General features: G+C 60.1%; 16 protein-coding genes and 1 pseudogene. 5 read left to right on the forward strand and 12 right to left on the reverse strand.

Features of this window, described 5'->3' with window-relative positions; all coding sequences use genetic code 11:
- The coding region (locus tag BLX41_RS05135; protein ID WP_259744441.1) for a glyceraldehyde-3-phosphate dehydrogenase at positions 1-1,188 on the reverse strand (1,188 nt) is incomplete at its 3' end.
- 353 nt (positions 1,189-1,541) lie between these two features.
- Between BLX41_RS05135 and mfd the strand changes: the two genes are divergently transcribed.
- Genes mfd through BLX41_RS05150 form a run of 3 tightly spaced genes read left to right on the forward strand, consistent with a single transcriptional unit; the run spans position 1,542 to position 8,270 of the window.
- Positions 1,542-4,991 carry a transcription-repair coupling factor gene (mfd, locus tag BLX41_RS05140; RefSeq protein ID WP_123724024.1) on the forward strand — a complete coding sequence of 1,150 codons (3,450 nt, stop codon included), beginning with the start codon at positions 1,542-1,544 and terminating at the stop codon, positions 4,989-4,991.
- 10 nt (positions 4,992-5,001) lie between these two features.
- Positions 5,002-5,568 carry a CsiV family protein gene (locus BLX41_RS05145; RefSeq protein WP_123724025.1) on the forward strand — a complete coding sequence of 189 codons (567 nt, stop codon included), beginning with the start codon at positions 5,002-5,004 and terminating at the stop codon, positions 5,566-5,568.
- A gap of 11 nt (positions 5,569-5,579) precedes the next feature.
- The gene (locus tag BLX41_RS05150; protein WP_123724026.1) at positions 5,580-8,270 is read left to right on the forward strand and encodes a DEAD/DEAH box helicase; all 2,691 of its coding nucleotides are present in this window, start codon (positions 5,580-5,582) and stop codon (positions 8,268-8,270) included.
- A gap of 51 nt (positions 8,271-8,321) precedes the next feature.
- On the opposite strand, the gene nagZ is transcribed toward BLX41_RS05150, so the two are convergent.
- The gene (gene nagZ / locus BLX41_RS05155; protein ID WP_185073397.1) at positions 8,322-9,320 is read right to left on the reverse strand and encodes a beta-N-acetylhexosaminidase; all 999 of its coding nucleotides are present in this window, start codon (positions 9,318-9,320) and stop codon (positions 8,322-8,324) included.
- A gap of 200 nt (positions 9,321-9,520) precedes the next feature.
- Positions 9,521-10,228, reverse strand: a complete 708-nt coding sequence (locus tag BLX41_RS05160; protein ID WP_123724028.1) for a TetR/AcrR family transcriptional regulator — start codon at positions 10,226-10,228, stop codon at positions 9,521-9,523.
- Positions 10,229-10,479: 251 nt separating this feature from the next.
- Between BLX41_RS05160 and lexA the strand changes: the two genes are divergently transcribed.
- Both lexA and sulA read left to right on the forward strand, forming a co-directional pair.
- Positions 10,480-11,085 carry a transcriptional repressor LexA gene (lexA, locus tag BLX41_RS05165; RefSeq protein WP_123724029.1) on the forward strand — a complete coding sequence of 202 codons (606 nt, stop codon included), beginning with the start codon at positions 10,480-10,482 and terminating at the stop codon, positions 11,083-11,085.
- 10 nt (positions 11,086-11,095) lie between these two features.
- Positions 11,096-11,569 (forward strand): SOS-induced cell division inhibitor SulA, encoded by a 474-nt coding sequence (sulA, locus tag BLX41_RS05170; RefSeq protein WP_123724030.1) that lies wholly within the window; start codon positions 11,096-11,098, stop codon positions 11,567-11,569.
- 104 nt (positions 11,570-11,673) lie between these two features.
- Here sulA and BLX41_RS05175 read toward each other — a convergent pair whose 3' ends face one another.
- From BLX41_RS05175 to fadB, 9 genes and pseudogenes are all read right to left on the reverse strand, one after another.
- On the reverse strand, positions 11,674-11,907 hold the full coding sequence (locus BLX41_RS05175) for a hypothetical protein (RefSeq protein WP_011060267.1): 234 nt from the start codon (positions 11,905-11,907) through the stop codon (positions 11,674-11,676).
- A gap of 158 nt (positions 11,908-12,065) precedes the next feature.
- A complete protein-coding gene (locus BLX41_RS05180) occupies positions 12,066-12,623 on the reverse strand; it encodes a LemA family protein (RefSeq protein ID WP_123724031.1) in 558 nt (185 codons plus the stop codon).
- A gap of 3 nt (positions 12,624-12,626) precedes the next feature.
- Complete coding sequence (locus BLX41_RS05185; protein ID WP_123724032.1) at positions 12,627-13,643, reverse strand: hypothetical protein; 1,017 nt, start codon at positions 13,641-13,643, stop codon at positions 12,627-12,629.
- Complete coding sequence (locus BLX41_RS05190) at positions 13,643-14,686, reverse strand: hypothetical protein (RefSeq protein ID WP_123724033.1); 1,044 nt, start codon at positions 14,684-14,686, stop codon at positions 13,643-13,645. The genes BLX41_RS05185 and BLX41_RS05190 overlap by 1 nt, the downstream gene beginning before the upstream one ends.
- A gap of 50 nt (positions 14,687-14,736) precedes the next feature.
- On the reverse strand, positions 14,737-15,261 hold the full coding sequence (locus BLX41_RS05195; protein WP_123724034.1) for a DUF6586 family protein: 525 nt from the start codon (positions 15,259-15,261) through the stop codon (positions 14,737-14,739).
- A gap of 165 nt (positions 15,262-15,426) precedes the next feature.
- Positions 15,427-18,039 (reverse strand): type I DNA topoisomerase, encoded by a 2,613-nt coding sequence (topA, locus tag BLX41_RS05200; RefSeq protein ID WP_123724035.1) that lies wholly within the window; start codon positions 18,037-18,039, stop codon positions 15,427-15,429.
- Between the two features lie 114 nt (positions 18,040-18,153).
- Positions 18,154-18,390 (reverse strand): DUF1653 domain-containing protein, encoded by a 237-nt coding sequence (locus tag BLX41_RS05205; protein ID WP_019093731.1) that lies wholly within the window; start codon positions 18,388-18,390, stop codon positions 18,154-18,156.
- 99 nt (positions 18,391-18,489) lie between these two features.
- A complete protein-coding gene (gene fadA / locus BLX41_RS05210) occupies positions 18,490-19,665 on the reverse strand; it encodes an acetyl-CoA C-acyltransferase FadA (RefSeq protein WP_102879017.1) in 1,176 nt (391 codons plus the stop codon).
- Between the two features lie 28 nt (positions 19,666-19,693).
- Positions 19,694-20,047, reverse strand: a pseudogene (gene fadB / locus BLX41_RS34510) (fatty acid oxidation complex subunit alpha FadB); the annotation flags it as partial.

Below are 20,047 nucleotides of genomic sequence, written 5' to 3' on the forward strand. Positions count from 1 at the left end.
TTTCTCAAGATTCAGGTTGAGAATGGCCATCGACACGTTTGGCGTTGGAACGCGGATTGCGTTACCGGTCAGCTTGCCGGCCAGCTCAGGCAGGGCCTTGGCAGCAGCGGTAGCAGCACCGGTCTCGGTGATCACCATGTTCAGCGCAGCGCTACGGCCACGGCGATCGCCCTTGTGGAAGTTGTCGATCAGATTCTGGTCGTTGGTGTACGAGTGAACGGTTTCAACGTGACCGTTGATGATGCCGAACTTGTCATTCACAGCCTTCAGCACCGGCACGATGGCGTTGGTGGTGCAGGAAGCGGCGGACACGATCTTGTCGTCAGCGGTGATCTCGGCATGGTTGATACCGTGCACGATGTTCTTCAGCTTGCCTTTGCCAGGCGCGGTCAGAACAACGCGGTCGATACCCGGGCAGGCCAAGTGCTGACCCAGACCATCGGCGTCACGCCATACACCGGTGTTGTCCACCAGCAGCGCGTCTTTGATGCCGTACTGGGTGTAATCCACCTCGGTCGGGTTCTTCGCGTAGATCACCTGGATCAGGTTACCGTTGGCGGTGATGGTGTTGTTTTCTTCGTCGATGGTGATGGTGCCGTTGAACGAACCGTGCACCGAATCGCGACGCAGCAGGCTGGCGCGCTTGGTCAGGTCGTTTTCCGCACCTTTGCGCACCACGATGGCCCGCAGACGCAGGCCGTCGCCACCACCGGTTTTCTCGATCAGGATGCGCGCCAGCAGACGGCCGATACGACCGAAGCCGTACAGCACCACGTCAGTGCCTTTGCGAGCCGAAGCATTTTGCTGGCCAACCACATCAGCCATTTCTTCGCGAACGAACTGCTCGGCGCTGCGGCCATTGCCTTCGTTACGGAATTTGAACGCCAACTTGCCCAGGTCTACCGAAGCTGCGCCGAGCTTGAGCTCGCTCATGGCTTTAAGCAGAGGGAATGTTTCGTGGACGGAGAGTTCGCTATCGTCGGAGGAACGGTGGCGAGCAAAGCGGTGGGCTTTGAGAATCGCGATGACAGACTGGTTGATCAGGCTGCGGCCATAGATCGAGCTCACCACATTGTTATTGCGGTAAAGCTGACCGATAAGCGGAATCATCGCTTCTGCGAGTGCTTCACGGTCGATCCATTCACCAAGACACTGGTCGGGCTTCTGAGTCACGGGAACCTTCCACATGTAGGGGCAGAAAAAAGGGGCTACATTATGACGCCGAGTCCCTCTCGTAGCAATGCGCGCCTGTCGTGCGGAAGGTAACAAAAAGCCCTTGCAAAAAAATATCGCTGCGCTACAGCCCAGTAAAACCGGGGCTTCCAGCACCGTCAATTTTTTGAACAGACCAACAACCTGTCTGTAACCCTCCGTAACACCAGCCCGTTCCGGCACTACATTTCGCTGTAAAAAGCGCATTTTGTTGTCATAGCCACTACATTTCCCCCAACCGGCGTAATAGACGCATCAACCACTGACAGTGGCCACCCGGGGCCGTTACAATTACCGACTTTGTCGCAACGCTTGGAGCTTGACCGTCCGTGCCCGTCCTGCGTCTACCGCTACTCCCTGCCGCCGCCGGTAAACAGCATTGGGGCAATCTGCCCGGTGCCGCCCTGAGCCTGGCCATCGCCGAAGCCGCCAGCGCTGCCAAGCGCTTTACCCTCCTGCTGACTGCCGACAGCCAAAGCGCTGACCGGCTGGAACAGGAGCTGAGCTTCTTTGCCCCGGATCTGCCGGTGCTGCATTTCCCCGATTGGGAAACCTTGCCCTACGATCTGTTCTCGCCGCATCAGGACATCATTTCCCAGCGCATCGCCAGCCTGTACCGGCTGCCGGAACTGGAGCACGGCGTACTGGTGGTGCCGATCACCACCGCCCTGCACCGCCTGGCGCCGACCCAATTCCTGCTGGGCAGCAGCCTGGTGCTGGACGTTGGCCAGAAGCTCGATGTGGAACAGATGCGCACCCGCCTGGAGGCCAGCGGCTACCGCTACGTCGACACCGTCTATGAACACGGCGAATTCACTGTGCGTGGCGCCCTGATCGACCTGTTCCCCATGGGCAGCAAGTTGCCTTACCGCATCGACCTGTTCGACGACGAAATCGAGACCCTGCGTACCTTCGATCCGGAGAACCAGCGCTCCATCGACAAGGTCGACTCGGTGCGCCTGTTGCCGGCCAAGGAATTCCCTCTACAGAAAGAAGCGGTGACCCGCTTCAAGGCGCGCTTTCGCGAACGCTTCGACGTGGACTTCCGCCGCTGCCCGATCTTCCAGGACCTGAGCAGCGGGATTACCCCGGCCGGTATCGAGTACTACCTGCCGCTGTTCTTCGAAGAAACCTCGACCCTGTTCGATTACCTGCCCCAGGACACCCAGGTGTTCTCCCTGCCGGGCATCGAGCAGGCCGCCGAAAACTTCTGGAACGATGTGCGCAACCGCTACGAAGAACGCCGCGTCGATCCATCGCGCCCCCTCCTGCCCCCGGCGGAACTGTTCCTGCCGGTGGAAGACTGCTTCGCCCGCCTGAAAAACTGGCCGCGCGTGGTGGCCAGCCAACAGGACATCGAGACCGGCGTTGGCCGCGAGCGTTTCCCGGCCCACGAGTTGCCCAACCTGGCCATCGAAGCCAAGGCCAACCAGCCGTTGGCGGCGCTCTCGGGCTTTCTTGACGAATTCCCCGGCCGAGTGCTGTTCACCGCCGAATCCGCCGGCCGCCGGGAAGTGCTGCTGGAGTTGCTGGAACGCCTCAAGCTGCGGCCGAAGACCGTCGACAGCTGGCCGGATTTCGTCGCCAGCAAGGAGCGCCTTGCGATCACTATCGCTCCACTGGACGAAGGTCTGGTGCTGGACGATCCGGCCCTGGCCCTGGTGGCGGAAAGCCCGTTGTTCGGTCAGCGCGTGATGCAGCGCCGGCGCCGGGAAAAACGCGCCGATGCCAACAACGACGCGGTGATCAAGAACCTCACCGAGCTGCGTGAAGGCGCGCCGGTCGTGCACATCGATCATGGTGTCGGCCGCTACCTGGGGCTGGCCACACTGGAAATCGACAATCAGGTCGCCGAATTCCTCACTCTGGAATACGCCGAGGGCGCCAAGCTCTATGTGCCCGTGGCCAACCTGCACTTGATCGCCCGCTACACCGGCAGCGACGACGCCCTCGCACCGCTGCACCGCCTGGGCTCGGAAGCCTGGCAGAAAGCCAAGCGCAAAGCCGCCGAACAGGTGCGGGACGTGGCGGCCGAGTTGCTGGACATCTATGCCCGCCGCGCCGCCCGGGAAGGCTATGCCTTTGCCGACCCGAAGGCCGACTACGCCACCTTCAGCGCCGGCTTCCCCTTCGAGGAAACCCCGGACCAGCAAAGCACCATCGAGGCCGTGCGCGAAGACATGCTCTCGGGCAAACCGATGGACCGACTGGTCTGTGGCGACGTGGGCTTCGGCAAGACCGAAGTGGCCATGCGCGCCGCTTTTATTGCAGTCCACGGCGGCAAGCAAGTGGCAATCCTGGTGCCTACCACCCTGCTCGCCCAACAGCACTACAACAGCTTCCGCGACCGTTTCGCCGACTGGCCGGTGACCGTGGAAGTGATGAGTCGCTTCAAATCGACCAAGGAAGTGAATGCCGCAGTGGCGGACCTGGCCGAAGGCAAGATCGACATCGTCATCGGCACCCACAAGCTGCTGCAGGACGATGTGAAGATCAAGAACCTGGGGCTGGTGATCATCGACGAAGAACACCGTTTCGGGGTGCGTCAGAAGGAACAGCTCAAGGCCCTGCGCAGCGAAGTCGACATCCTCACCCTGACTGCAACGCCGATCCCTCGGACCCTGAACATGGCGGTCTCGGGCATGCGCGACCTGTCGATCATCGCCACGCCACCGGCGCGACGCCTGTCGGTGCGCACCTTTGTCATGGAGCAGAACAAGAGCACGGTCAAAGAGGCCCTGTTGCGAGAGCTGCTGCGTGGTGGCCAGGTGTACTACCTGCACAACGACGTGAAAACCATCGAGAAATGCGCCGCCGACCTGGCGGAACTGGTGCCCGAAGCACGGATCGGCATCGGCCATGGGCAGATGCGCGAACGCGAACTCGAACAGGTGATGAGCGACTTCTACCACAAGCGCTTCAACGTGCTGATCGCCTCGACCATCATCGAGACCGGGATCGACGTGCCGAGCGCCAACACCATCATCATCGAGCGCGCCGACAAGTTCGGCCTGGCCCAGCTGCACCAGTTGCGTGGCCGGGTCGGCCGTAGTCACCACCAGGCCTACGCCTACCTGCTGACACCCCCGCGCCAGCAAATCACCCCGGACGCCGAAAAGCGCCTGGAAGCTATCGCCAACACCCAGGACCTGGGGGCCGGTTTCGTGCTGGCCACCAACGACCTGGAAATTCGTGGCGCCGGCGAGCTGCTGGGCGACGGCCAGAGCGGGCAGATCCAGGCTGTGGGCTTCACCCTTTATATGGAGATGCTCGAGCGCGCGGTGAAAGCCATCCGCAAGGGCGAACAGCCGAACCTCGACCAACCCCTGGGTGGCGGCCCGGAAATCAACCTGCGCCTGCCGGCGTTGATTCCCGAGGACTACCTGCCGGATGTCCACGCCCGCCTGATCCTCTACAAGCGCATCGCCTCGGCGACCGACGAGGACGGCCTGAAGGATCTGCAAGTGGAAATGATCGACCGCTTCGGCCTGCTGCCCGAGCCCACCAAGAACCTGATCCGCCTGACCCTGCTGAAACTCCAGGCCGAAACCCTGGGAATCAAGAAGGTCGACGGCGGCCCTCAAGGCGGGCGCATCGAGTTTGCCGCGGATACTCCAGTGGACCCATTGGCGCTGATCAAACTGATCCAGGGCCAACCCAAACGCTACAAATTCGAAGGCGCAACCCTGTTCAAGTTCATGGTGCCAATGGAACGCCCGGAAGAGCGCTTTAATACACTGGAGGCGCTGTTTGAACGCCTCACCCCGAAAACTGCTTGAAGGACGCCCCATGCGCCTGTTCCGCTCCCTGACCCTGCTCCTGACTCTGGTCGCGCCGATGGCGTTTGCCGACGACCTGTACCAGGTGGAAATGATCCTTGTCCGGCAGAATGCCGAGCCGCAGATCCTCAGCCGTGCCGCCCCGGAAGACTGGGCCGCCGGTGCTCAACACCTGAGCCCGGACAGCCAGCGCACCCCGTCCCTGGGCGGGATCGTCGAGAAGCTCAACGCCAGCGGCAACTACAGCGTGCTGCTGCACAAGGCCTGGCAGCAGACTCTGGGGGAAACCCCGGTCAAGGTGGCCCTCAGCGACGGGCCGGAGCAATTCGGCCAATTCCCCATCGAGGGCACCCTGAACCTCAAGCTCGGGCGCTTCACCGATGTGGACGCAGACTTCTGGATCAACCAGATCGACAGCAATGGCCTGGTCACCCAAAGCGAGCGCCTGAAGCAGCAAAGCCACACCAAAAACGGTCAGCTCAACTACCTGGACAACGGCCACCTGGCGCTGCTGATCAAGATCACCTCGCTCACCGCACCGGCGCCGCGCCCTGCTCCAACTGAAATACCGGACTGATCGAAGTCCCTATGACCCCGCCCCTGACCAAACCCCTGGCCCCGTCCTGGGTCAATCGCTTCAAGGAACAAACCCTGGAGCGCGGCCGGCGCTACACCCTGGAAAGACGTGTGCGCATCGTTACCGCCGCAGACAGCGCTATCACCGCCAGTTGCGAAGGCTCCGGGGGCAATGTCTATCGGCAGAACATCAGCCTGCGAGAATCGAGCAAGGGCAACCTGCTGCTGATCGACGCCCATTGCACCTGTCCGGTCCGCAGCAACTGCAAACATATCGCCGCCGTACTGTTGCAAGTGGAAGAGACCCTGGCCTACCCCGCTGCCGCCAAGGATGCCGAACTGCTGGAGAAGCTCTCCGCCGTCCTCGACAGCCGCCGCCCCGCCGCCCTGCCACAGCAGTTGCTGGAGAATGTTCAACCCGTGCCGCGCCTGTGGCTGGCAAGCATCGAATTCAGCGCCTTCGAACCACGCAACGGCAAAATGCAGCGCTATATCCAGCACCGTGCCGCACTGTCATTCAACTACATGGGCGAGTACGTCAGCGGCCAGAAGAATGCCGATGTGATCATCCGCCAGGAACATCAGACCCTGCGCATAAAGCGTCACCCCGAGCAGGAACAAGGCTGGCGCGAACAACTGAGAAACCTGGGTTTCAAGATCGCCACCCGGCAAAGCAAGGCGTTACCGGAAAGTGCCGGCGAGCTGTTCGAGATGGTCAACGACAGTGCCTGGCTGACCTTCACTCTCAATGAGCAGCCCAAGCTGCGCAACCAGGGTTGGGAGCTGCAGATCGACGATGGCTTCGGCTTCGACCTGACAGCAGTGGACGACTGGTACGCCAGTGTCGACGAAGCCCCCGGGCGCGACTGGTTCGACCTGGAACTGGGGATCATCGTCAATGGCGAGCGTCTGAGCCTGCTGCCGATCCTGCTCAACCTGATGCGCTCCCACACCGAGCTCCTCAACCCGGAGCGCCTGGCCAGGCGCCGTGACGATGAGTTGATCCTGGTGAACATTCCCAACCGTCCCAACTCCTTGCACGGCCCGCTGCAAGTGGCACTGCCCTACGGCCGCCTGAAACCGGTGCTGGCCACCCTGGGGGAGTTCTATCTGCAGGAGCCCGGGGAAACCACCCTGCGCCTGAGCAGCGCCGATGCCACGCGCCTGAACTCACTGCAGGACCTGCCGCTACTCTGGGAAGGCGGCGAACATATCCGCACCTTTGCCCAGCGCCTGCGCGACATCAAGGACTACTCGGCGCCGGTACCGGAGGGGTTGAATGCCACCCTGCGCCCCTATCAGCAGGAAGGCTTGAGCTGGATGCAGTCACTGCGCCAACTGGAAGTGGGCGGCATCCTCGCCGATGACATGGGCCTGGGCAAAACCCTGCAGACCCTGGCGCATATCCTCAGCGAGAAAAACGCCGGCCGCCTGGACCGCCCTTGCATGGTGGTCATGCCCACCAGCCTGATTCCCAACTGGCTGGACGAAGCGGCGCACTTCACTCCCCAGCTCAAGGTGCTGGCACTGTACGGTGCCGGGCGCAAAAAACACTTCAAGCAGTTGGCCGAATACGACCTGTTGCTGACCACCTACGCATTGCTGCCCAAGGACGTCGAGCTGCTGGCAGCCCAGCCCTTGCACATGCTGATTCTGGATGAGGCTCAGTACATCAAGAATCCGTCGAGCAAGGCTGCCCAGGCCGCGCGGGAGCTTAATGCCCGACAGCGTCTGTGCCTCTCCGGCACGCCCCTGGAAAACCATCTGGGTGAACTCTGGTCGCTGTTCCACTTTCTGTTGCCGGGCTGGCTCGGCGACGCCAAGAGCTTCAACCGCGACTACCGAGTGCCCATCGAAAAGCACGCCAGCGAAGTGCGCCTGCAGCACCTCAACGGCCGGATCAAACCCTTCCTGCTACGCCGTACCAAAGAGCAGGTGGCCACCGAGTTGCCGCCCAAGACCGAGATCATCCATTGGGTCGAGCTCAACGAGGCGCAACGTGATGTCTACGAAACCATGCGCCTGGCCATGGACAAGAAAGTCCGCGACGAGATCACTCGCAAAGGCGTGGCGCGCAGCCAGATCATCATCCTCGAAGCCCTGCTCAAGCTGCGCCAGGTCTGCTGCGACCTGCGTCTGGTCAACGACTCGCCCCCGGCGCGGGGCAGCTCGTCAGGCAAACTCGACAGCCTGATGGAGATGCTTGAGGAGTTGTTCGAAGAAGGCCGGCGCATTCTGCTGTTTTCGCAGTTCACCTCGATGCTGAGCCTGATCGAAGCCGAGCTCAAACGACGCAAAATCGCCTACGCCCTGCTCACCGGCCAGACCCGGGACCGGCGCACGCCAGTGCGGGATTTCCAGAGCGGCAGGCTGCAGATCTTTTTGATCAGCCTCAAAGCCGGCGGCGTAGGTCTCAACCTCACCGAGGCCGACACCGTGATCCACTACGATCCATGGTGGAACCCGGCGACCGAGAGCCAGGCTACCGACCGTGCCTACCGCATCGGCCAGGAAAAGCCGGTGTTCGTCTACAAGCTGATTGCCCGAGGCACCGTGGAGGAGAAGATCCAGCTCCTGCAACAAGAGAAGTCGGACCTGGCGGCAGGCGTGCTGGACGGGCGCAAGGCCGGCGACTGGAAGCTGCAGAGCGAAGACATCGAAGCCCTGTTCGCCCCGCTGCCGGACAAGAAAGCCGGCCGCTGACCCAATATGGGCACCCGGGAGTTGCTCCTGGCGCCCATTTAGCCGGCGTCCTCAGTCAATCAACTGGGCAGCCCTCAACGCCTCCAGGGCCTTGAGCCAGCGAGGGTCTTGCTTGTACTCGACATTGGCAAACGCCTGACCACGCATCCGTGCAATGCGCGGCGACGGCTGCACTTTAAGGCGCTGCGCCGCGCTCAATGCCAACTCGGCCGCAGCACGGTCATTGCACACCAGACCCATGTCACAACCGGCACCAAGAGCTGCCTCGATCCGGCTCGCGGCATCCCCCACCACATGAGCGCCGGCCATGGACAAGTCATCACTGAAGATCACCCCGTCAAATTGCAGTTCGCCGCGCAGGATGTCCTGCAGCCAGCGCCGAGAGAAACCGGCCGGCTGGGGGTCGACTTGCGGGTAGATCACATGAGCCGGCATCACTGCCGCCAGTTGCTTGCTCAGACGAGCGAACGGCAGCAGGTCCTTGGCACGGATTTCATCCAGGCTGCGCTCGTCGTTGGGAATCGCCACATGGGAATCGGCCTCGGCCCAGCCATGCCCGGGAAAATGCTTGCCCGTGGCCGCCATCCCGGCGCTGTTCATGCCGCGGATAAAGGCCCCGGCCAACAGCGCCGCGCGTTCCGGACTCCCCTCGAAAGCCCGGCTGCCCACCACCGCACTGCGCTGATGATCAAGGTCCAGGACCGGAGCGAAGCTCAGATCCAGGCCCACAGCCAGCACTTCGGTGGCCATGATCCAGCCACACTGTTCAGCCAAGTACTCGGCATTCGGGTTGTCCGCGAGGGCGCACATGGCCGGCAAACGAACGAAGCCCTGGCGTAGCCGCTGCACCCGGCCGCCTTCCTGATCCACCGCCAACAACAGGTCCGGGCGGATGGCGCGGATCGCCGCACTGAGCTCCCGCACCTGGCGTGGATGCTCGATATTGCGAGCAAAGATGATCAATCCACCCACTTCCGGCTGACGCAGGATTTGGCGATCTTCAGCCGTCAGCCAGGTACCGGCGACGTCCACCATCAAGGAGCCTTGCAGGCCAACGGTCATAAAATTTCCTTAATCACAAATGCGCGCGCCATCAGCGATGGCTTCCTGGAGACGCAGGCAGGGCCGCATCCGCGATGGACACGCCCAAACCGATCGGCATCGACGAGAGGAAAGCACAGGGGGTAAAAACGAGAATCGGCATGGGCGGCTAGCTTAGCGGATGTAAGCTGTCGCGCCCACCCGTGAGGTCAAGCCTTGGCGACTGCCGGGGCCGACTTGCTACGCGGCTTGAGCTGAGCGCTAGCCATGGTTTCGTCCGTGACCCCGGTTTCGGCACGCATGCCGGCAGCGAGGAACGGCACCATCAGCCGCATCACCTGCTCGATGGAGGTATTGACCCCGAAATCAGTCTCGGCGATGGCGCGCAATGCCTTGATCCCGGACATGCTGAAGGCCGCAGCACCCAGCATGAAGTGCACACGCCAGAACAACTCGATGGGAGGAATACGCGGCGCCGCTTCATTAACCAGCAACATATAGCGGCGAAATACCTTGCCGTACATATCTTCCAGATAACGCCGCAAATGGCCCTGGCTCTGACTAAAGGCCAGCCCCAGCAGACGCATGAAGATTGACAGGTCGTTGCCGCTACGAGGCTGCACCACCAGCGCTTGCTCGACGAGGATTTCCAACAGTTCCTCGAGACTCGGCTTGCTGTCCGGTTTTGACTGCCGCCGCTCCAGTTCGCGATCGAGACTGATGCAGAAAGGCCCAAGGAAGCGCGAGAACACTGCCTGGATCAACGCCTTCTTGGAACCGAAATGATAGTTGACTGCCGCCAGGTTGACCCCGGCCTTGCTGGTGATCAGCCGCAACGAGGTTTCGGCAAAACCTTTTTCCGCGAACAACTGCTCGGCAGCATCGAGAATGCGTTCAACGGTTTCCGACTGGGCCATGGCTACTCCGCCTGACAAACACTTGTTTGAAACATACGTTTCAGGCTCTGCAATGTCAAGCCTGCCAGCCGCCGCAGAGGCCGTCCGGCGCGCTATTTAATCATACCTGCGGACCTCTGTAGCCAGCGTTCGGCCGCGGATTCCACCATCAAGATGACGACCGCCCGGCCGCCCCGGGAAAAAGGAGGATTGCCAAGTGACGTTCACTGTATATAATCCCAGTCACTGTATAAAAAGACAGAGCGATCGACATGCTAAAACTGACGCCACGCCAAGCTGAGATTCTGGCTTTTATCAAACGCTGCCTCGAAGACAATGGGTATCCTCCCACCCGCGCCGAGATTGCCCAGGAGCTGGGCTTCAAATCGCCCAACGCCGCCGAAGAACACCTCAAGGCCCTGGCCCGCAAAGGCGCCATCGAGATGACTCCGGGAGCCTCTCGCGGCATCCGTATCCCCGGCTTCGAAGCCAAGACCGACGACTCGCTGCCCATCATTGGTCGTGTTGCCGCCGGCGCCCCCATTCTGGCCCAGCAGCACATCGAAGAGTCCTGCAACATCAATCCGACCTTCTTTCACCCTCGCGCCGACTACCTGCTTCGGGTACAAGGCATGAGCATGAAGGACATCGGCATCTTCGACGGCGACCTGCTCGCGGTGCACACCACCCGCGAAGCCCGCAATGGCCAGGTTGTAGTCGCACGGATCGGCGACGAGGTCACGGTCAAACGTTTCAAACGCGAAGGCAGCAAGGTCTGGCTGATCGCCGAGAATCCTGAATTTGCCCCCATCGAAGTCAACCTGAAAGATCAGGACCTGGTGATCGAAGGCTTGAGTGTCGGCGTCATTCGCCGCTAAAGGAGGCTCCATGCAGTTCCCCCAGACACCACAGCAAGCACAACTGCCACTGTTCGAAGCGTTCCTGGCCCAGCCACTGGCGCCCGTACTCAAGGAAGTGGTCGAATCGCCCTGGAGCAAAGATCCAGAAGCCTTCAGTGAACTGTCGTTACGCGGCGCCACCGGGAACTGCCTGAACCTTCTGGCCCCCATTCTCAGGGAGCTGAGCCAGGATCAGGACGCTCGCTGGCTGACCCTGATCGCCCCTCCACCCAGCCTGACTCAGAACTGGTTGCGGGAAGCAGGACTGAATCGCGAGCGCATCCTCTTGCTGCATCCACGGGGCAATCAAAGCCCGCAGCAGCTGGCTTGTGAAGCCCTACGCCTGGGCCGCAGCCATACCGTGGTCAGTTGGCTGAACCCACTAAGCGGCAGCGCCCGACAACAACTGATCAGCGCAGCACGCACAGGTGATGCGCAAAGCCTGAATATTCGCCTGGGATAAACACCGGGAAGTCGCTAAATGCGCTTGAATGACGCGAGGCTTCTCCAGGATTGAGAAGCCGAGATAAATATGACGAGTAACCGGAAGAAAACCGATAAACGGGCTTAGTGAAGAACCCGTGGACCGTCTTCTTTGTCGATTTCACCTTCAACCAGGCGTCCGGCCATCTGCACGCCGACGCTCAACATGGCCTTGGCCACTTCCACATGCTGCCCTTGCAAAAAGGCCTTGGCGTCCTCGGAGAAATCCAAAGTAACCAGAGAACCCTCGTCCTCAGCTCTGCGCAGCTCGATACGGCCGTCTGGCAATTCGACAATTTCTAGAAAGGACGTTGGCATAAAGGTCTGGTCTCCACGAAAGGCGGGGATTATATCAGTCATGACCCCCGCCTCGCTCAGGATCTTGCACGACAGCAACGACCGCTCGACGCTCTCCCTTCCCTTCTCCATCCGATAGACGCTTTCCCTAACCTGCCACAGTGACGCAGCAGAACCCCTTAGAAATTCGGCTTATATTCGAAACCCGCCGACGCCTGACTGTCGGAAAACGGCGTGACCCGTGACTTTTTCAGGGTCAACCGATTGACCAGCGAGCCGGGAAACAACTGAATGCTGTTATTGAAATGCTCCACATTCAGATTGAACAGAGTAATGGCGCCGCTGACATTGCTTTCCTGCTCGGCAACTTCACGCATCAAGTTGTTCATCAGCCCAGCAGACTTGAGCTCGGGATAGGCTTCAAACGCCAGGTTCAACCCTCCCAATAACGCCTTGGTGCCCTGATCCACCGACTTCAGCGCGTCGCCATCCGCCACAGACGGCAAGCTGGCGATAGCGCTACGGAGCCCGACTATTTTCTCCAGCAACTGGCTTTCGTAAGCCTGAAAACCGGCCACTTGCGGCTCAAGCACATCCAGCACCTTGATCTTCTGCCTCTGGTAGGTCAGCACATCCGACCAGGCCCGTTGCACGCGGTTATAAGCACTAACGATCTTGTTGTAATGCACATAGGCAAGAACACCCAAGACAATCGCAATGACTAACAACAACTCCATACCCTACTGCTCCATATCATCAGTGACTGTCAGCGGAAGCTCAAAATTGTTGTCCTGCAACTCCGCTAACTCATGCACAAGGGCCAGAACCGGAAACAGGTTCGGCAATTTCAACCCTTGCTTGATCTTTGCGTAGAAACCCGGCAGGTCATCGAAGGTTCCCGGGTCCTGATAAGCCATCACTTCGGCATCATCGAAACTCAGGCACAAGTGGCCCTGGCTGGAAAATTCCAGGTTCACATTCTTCAGCCGCCGGCAAAGGCTCAGCAAGAAAACCAGGGTGGTGGGCGTCGCAAATCTCGCGCAGGCCAATTCGCTATCGCCACAAAACATGAAGGTCCTGTTGAAGTCATCGAAGGTGGTCTCGAAAACCTTGCGCTTGGCAATTTTTTTATCCGGCAGATTGCTGCGCACTGTCACGCCCTTAACCCAGGGGAAGTCCACCACCAGGCTGAAGCGATCGAAGCTCTCGTACACCCGCTCGGACTCGCCATCGGACTTGTTCTTGATATGAGAATTCACATAACGCAGGTGATGAAAGACAAAGGAAAGCTCATGCCGAGCTCCCTGAAAGGTCCCCCTGGCCGAAGACTCAATGCGTCGACTGTCATTGCCACGGTCATAGTCGTCAAACTCACCGCTCAGTTGACTGAAACGCTCATCAGCTGACCCACCCGGGTCCCACAGACCATTACTGAGGAACGCACATTTACGGGCTATCTTCTTCGGCAGCTCGTCAAAGGCCGCCTTGCGGCTCATCCAGATGTACAGACTGGCAAAACCCAGGCCCGCCGCGACAAACACCATGGGGATCACACCGGCCATGGCAGGCACGGCCGCAGCAATAGCCAGCATCAACAGCACCAGGGACTGGGCATGGTCGAACTCCAACCCACCCTTGAAGGTACTGAGCTTGTCGATGATCTTCAGCAAATCCTCGTTGGACCTGGCCCGCGCAACTTCCGAATCGCAACTGGCCAGCAACCGGACCAGCTCGGCATCATGCTTGAGAAACTGCATCACTCTTCCTTGATCAAAGCGCCGGATTCAGAAGCCTGTGGAACGGTAGCAGGAACAACATGACCGTCGTGCTGCTGGGCCAGCCGCTCTATCAGCCCCAACAGCGGATACAACTTCGGTAACTCGATGCCAGCCTCGATCCGCTCACGAAAGACCGCCAGATCACTCAGCAACCCCGGATCGGCATAGGCCATGGTGTCTTCATTGTTGAAGCTCAGGCAGAGCCGTCCCTGGCTGGAGAACTCCAGATTGACCCCATGGAGCTGACACGAAAGCTCCATCAACAGATCCAGCGTCGCGGGCATGGCGAAGCGCTCACAAAGGGCGGAGTCCATGCCGCGCAGCACAAAGGCCTGATTGAAATCGTCACGATCGGTCTTGAAGGGCTGTCCCGACAGCTGTATTTCCAAGGGGCTGGATCGAACCGCAATCTCTCTCACCCAAGGAAAATCCACCACCAGACTGTAGCGGTGGTAGTTCGTGTAAACCGTCCTGAAGCCTCCACTGGCCTCGCGCTCGCGACTGGAGATCACATATCGTAGATGGTGATACTCGAATGCCAGCGAATGCCGCTCTCCTCGATACACCCCCTGGAGCGAGTCCACGATACGGCGCCGCTCACTCTCGCTGCCTCGTTGGTAATCGGTGAACTCGTTGTCCAGTCTCTTCAGGCGCCAGTCGGCAGTACTGTCGAATTCACTCAAGTCGTTGCCCAACATCATGCACTTGCGGGTAATGCTCGCCGCCAGATCCGTCAACGCCCCAGAAGCGCCTTTGCTGACCCGGTAGCTGAAGAAACAAAGAGCCACAAACACCCAGAACATTCCGCCCATGCCATCCATCAACAACCCAGCCGCGAGCGCGGCAAACGCCAGCACCAGGAGCGTTATAGACTGCACATGATCGAATTCCAGGCCGCCGGGGAATATCTCCAGCCGGTCGAGCACCTCCAGCAGATCCGCCCTGGACTGAGCGTTGATGACTCGCATCTGGCAATCGCTCAGCAGGCGAACCAGCGCCTGGTCACGCAAGAAGAACAACATGAATCTTCCTTGATCAATTAAACGCGCCGCGCATCAAGCGAGGCTCAGGCTTAACACTCGTTCAAGCCGTCACGAAAGCGAATGGCCAGGGCCTTGAGGTTCTGTCGCCAGCTCTCCAGCTCTTCACGACCCAACCCCTCCTCCGACTCCTCTTCATCCAGGTTGACCGCCACAATCAGCGGCTGAGTCACGTCCCCCTTGGGCTTGTGCGGCGCACGCGGCGGCTGGAACAGCTCCCCATAGGCGGACAACAATTGCGCCAGCCAGGTTTGCGGGCTATGCGCCAGCTCCACCAATTCCGCCAGCTCGGGAATGGCAATGCTCTGCAGAACCTCACGATTGAGGATTTGCTCGACCTGGGGAGCATTGGCCTGGGGCAAGCGGTAGAAACCGGCAATCTCATGACACAGCCCCAGCAAGGCTCCATAGAGATGAAACAACACCGACTCGCGCCCGGCCTGGACCAGCGCCTGGGCGTTCATCGCCCGCCCCTCTTCAGCTCGACCCAGGGCTTCCAGGGACAAGCCGGCAAAGTAGATCTTCTGATTGGTACGGGTATAGAGCTCGTGGGCCATGTAGGCAGCCTCCACTATAGGAAGAGAACCGGATGCGGACGGCACAGTTTCAAGGATCACGCCAACTTGCCGCAAGACAAAAGAAAGGCCGCATGACACCCGAAGGTGTCATGCGGCCTTTTTCATCGATGTGCCAGAAAACAAGTCCCCCAGCACAACAGTCGCTTAACGCTTGTCTTCGACCTTCCAAGTGCCGCCATCGTAGAAGGCACGCCAGCCGGTAGGCTTGCCATCGACCTCGGTCTGTACGTACTGCTCCTTGGTCTTGCGGCTATAGCGCACCACGGCCGGACGACCATCCGGGTCCTTCTTCGGCGCTTCGCAGAGGAAGTGATACTTCGGATCGATCTCATCCTTGTGCGGGATCAGCTCCAGCACCAGCGGTGCACGAGTCTCGCGGTTCTTCGGAAACTGGCTGGCAGCCAGGAACAGGCCCGAAGCACCATCGCGCAGGATGTAGGTGTCGTTGACCTTCTCGCATTTCAGCTCAGGCATCTTCACCGGGTCCATCTTCGGCGGCGCCGCATCACCGCTTTTCAGCAGCTTGCGAGTGTTCTTGCAGGTCGGATTGGTGCAACCGAAGAACTTGCCGAAACGACCTGTCTTGAGCTGCATCTCGCTGCCGCACTTGTCGCATTCCAGGCTCGGACCTTCATAGCCCTTGATCCGGTAGCTGCCCTCTTCAATCTCGTAGCCGGCGCAATCCGGATTGTTACCGCAGATGTGCAGCTTGCGCTTTTCATCCAGCAGGTAAGCATCCATCGCCGTGCTGCAGATCGGGCAGCGATGCTTGCCACGCAGTACCAGGGACTCAGATTCACCCTCGTCGTCCGCGGCGATCTCGTCGCCAGGCACCAGGTTGACGGTGGCCTTGCAACGCTCTTTGGGGGGCAGGCTGTAACCCGAGCAACCCAGGAACACGCCAGTGGAGGCGGTACGAATCTGCATCGGCCGACCACAGGTCTGGCACGGAATATCGGTCATCACCGGCTGGTTGGCACGCATGCCGGTTTCAGCGCCCTCGGCCACTTCGAGCTTCTTCTTGAAGTCGCCGTAGAACTCGTCAAGGACGTTCTTCCAGTCGCGCTCGCCTTGAGCCACGTCATCGAGGTTCTCTTCCATACCGGCAGTGAAGCCGTAGTCCATCAGGTTGGAGAAGCTCTCGGAGAGACGCTCAGTGACGATATCGCCCATCTTTTCCGAATAGAAACGACGGTTGTGCAAGGTCACGTAACCGCGATCCTGGATGGTGGAAATGATCGCTGCATAGGTCGAAGGACGGCCAATACCGCGCTTTTCCATTTCCTTCACCAGGCTGGCTTCGGAGTAGCGCGCCGGCGGCTTGGTGAAGTGCTGGCTCGGGTCGAGCTTGATCAACTTCAGCACTTCGCCCTGAGCCATGTCCGGCAATACGTCGTCGTCCCCCGGCTTGCTGATCTGCGGCATGACCCGGGTGTAACCGTCGAACTTGAGGATGCGGCCCTTGGCGCGCAGCTCGAAGTCGCCAGCAGCGACGCTGACGGTGGTGGACAGGTATTGCGCCGGCAGCATCTGGCAGGCGACGAACTGGCGCCAGATCAGCTCGTAGAGCCGCTCAGCGTCACGTTCCATGCCCGACAGCTTGCTTGGATGAGTATTCACGTCGGACGGACGAATCGCTTCGTGCGCCTCCTGGGCCCCTTCCTTGCTGCTGTAGACGTTAGGCGAGGCCGGCAGGTACTTATTGCCGAACTCGTCTTCGATATAAGTCCGCGCCATCGCCACGGCATCAGCCGAGAGGTTGGTGGAGTCGGTACGCATATAGGTGATGTAGCCAGCTTCATACAGACGCTGGGCCATCATCATGGTCTTCTTCACCCCGAAGCCCAGGCGGTTGCTCGCGGCCTGTTGCAGGGTGGAGGTAATGAACGGCGCCGACGGCTTGCTGCTGGTGGGCTTGTCTTCGCGCTTGGCGACGCTGTAGGCCGAAGCCTTGAGCTTCTCCAGGGCAGCCATGGCCTGGGTTTCGTTGAGCGGTTTGAAGGCCTCGCCGTTTTCACGGGCCACTTCAAAACGCACATTCGAACCCTTGGCGGTGCCCAGATCAGCGTGTACTTCCCAGTATTCTTCGGGGATGAAGGCACGAATTTCACGCTCGCGCTCCACCACCAGTTTCACGGCTACCGACTGCACGCGGCCGGCAGACAGGCCACGAGCGATCTTCGCCCACAACAGCGGCGAAACCATGTAGCCCACCACACGGTCGAGGAAACGACGAGCCTGCTGGGCGTTGACTCGATGAATATCCAGCTCGCCCGGCTGAGAGAAGGCTTCCTGGATCGCCTTCTTGGTGATTTCGTTGAACACCACGCGCTTGTAGCGGCTGTCGTCACCACCGATGGCTTCCCGCAGGTGCCAGGCGATGGCTTCCCCTTCGCGGTCCAAGTCCGTTGCGAGATAGATGGTGTCGGCATCCTTGGCAAGGCGGCGCAGCTCTTCAATGACCTTTTCCTTGCCAGGAAGGATTTCGTACTTGGCCTTCCAGCCGTGCTCGGGGTCGACGCCCATGCGTGACACCAGCTGCTTACGCGCTTTTTCCTTCGGCGACAAGGCCGGGGCTTCGCCCGCAGCGGCCTTGCCACGCTTGGCGGCTGGCTCTTTGGCGGCACTCGCCGAACCGCTGGTGGGCAGGTCTCGGATATGGCCGATACTCGACTTCACCACGTATTGGTTGCCCAAGTACTTGTTGATGGTCTTGGCCTTAGCCGGGGATTCCACAATGACCAGCGATTTGCCCATGGATCAGAAAATTCCTGAATTCGAGAAGTGAAAGGCGGTTGGCGCCTGACGCGGCCCCGCTATATATAGTGGCAACAAGGTGAGGTCAAGCGCGGGGTACTGCGCGACCTGCGCTCAAGCCGGTGAAAAAAGACTGGGTTCGGCCTGCACCAAAGCAAAGCGTGGGACCTGCTCGCCGTCAACTTCGACCGACTCCAGGAACATGCTCAAGGGGCGTACCCAAAAGCCGTAATCCCCATACAGGGCTTGGTAGAACACTACTTCTTCTTCCGTTTCCGAGTGCCGTGCCACGCTGAAAACGCGGTATTGCGGCCCCTTGTAATGCTGATAGAGCCCGGGTTGTAACTGCATGCTCTGGCCCTCGTGCAATTCTTTTCAAAATAAAAACAAATAAATCTTCAGAAAAACAAAAACCGGGGCACAGGGCCCCGGCTTCCATCAACCCAACGCTTAAACGCGTTCGAAGACGGTCGAGATGCCCTGGCCCAGGCCGATGCACATGGTGGACACCCCAAAGGTGCCGCCATTCTGCTTCATGACGTTGAGCAGGGTCCCGGAGATACGCGCACCGGAGCAACCGAACGGGTGACCCAAGGCGATCGCGCCGCCGTGCAGGTTAACCTTCTCGTTCATCTTGTCGAGCACTTTCAAATCTTTCAGCACTGGCAGGGCCTGTGCGGCGAAAGCTTCGTTGAGCTCGAAGAAGTCGATATCGTTGATGCCCAGGCCCGCGCGCTTCAGGGCTTTCTGCGTGGCCGGTACTGGACCATAGCCCATGATGGCCGGGTCCACACCCGCCACCGCCATGGAACGGATCACTGCCAGCGGCTGGATTCCCAGATCCTGGGCACGCTGGGCCGACATCACGATCATGCACGAGGCACCGTCGGTGATCTGCGACGAAGTACCGGCGGTCACGGTACCACCTTTAGGGTTGAACGCCGGCTTCAGGGCCGCCAGGCTCTCCAGGGTGGTCTCGGGACGAATGGTTTCATCGTAGTCGAACAGTTTCAGGAAACCGTTCTCGTCGTAACCCTGCATCGGGATGATCTCGTCCTTGAACTTGCCTTCCACAGTCGCCTTGTGGGCGAGCTGGTGGGAACGCACGCCGAAGGCGTCCTGCTGCTCACGGGTGATGCCGTGCATCTTGCCCAGCATCTCGGCAGTCAGGCCCATCATGCCCGAGGCTTTCGCCGCGTACAGGGACATGTGCGGGTTCGGATCGACCCCGTGCATCATGCTCACGTGCCCCATGTGCTCGACGCCGCCGACCACGAACACGTCACCGTTACCGGTCATGATCGCTTGCGCAGCAGTGTGCAGGGCACTCATGGACGAGCCACACAGGCGGCTGACGGTCTGGCCGGCCGAAGTGTGCGGGATCTGGGTCATCAGCGACGCCATGCGCGCGATGTTCCAGCCCTGCTCCAGGGTCTGGTTGACGCAGCCCCAGATCACGTCCTCGACTTCCGCCGGGTCGACCTTGGTGTTGCGTTCCAGCAGTTTGCTGATCAGGTGCGCCGACATGTCTTCGGCGCGGGTGTTGCGGTGCATGCCGCCCTTGGAGCGGCCCATCGGAGTACGACCGAAGTCGACAATCACGACGTCTCTAGGATTCAAGCTCATATGTTCACTCTCGCTCTAGTGTGGGCGCTTAACCGAAGAAGCTCTGGCCGTTCTTGGCCATTTCACGCAGCTTCGCGGTCGGGTGGTACAGCGCGCCCAGATCGGCGTACTGGTCGGCCAGGGCAACGAACTCGGCAACACCGATGGAATCGATGTAGCGCAGCGCACCGCCACGGAATGGAGGGAAACCAATACCGTAGACCAGGCCCATGTCAGCTTCGGCAGCGGTTTCGACGATACCGTCTTCCAGGCAACGAACGGTTTCCAGGCACAACGGGATCATCATCCAGTTGATGATGTCCTCGTCAGTGACTTCACGCTGCTCGTAGACGATTGGCTTGAGCACTTCCAGCACCGACGGATCGGCAACCTTCTTCTGCTT

The organism is Pseudomonas protegens (genome assembly GCF_003732485.1).
In the GTDB taxonomy this organism is placed as follows: domain Bacteria; phylum Pseudomonadota; class Gammaproteobacteria; order Pseudomonadales; family Pseudomonadaceae; genus Aquipseudomonas; species Aquipseudomonas protegens_B.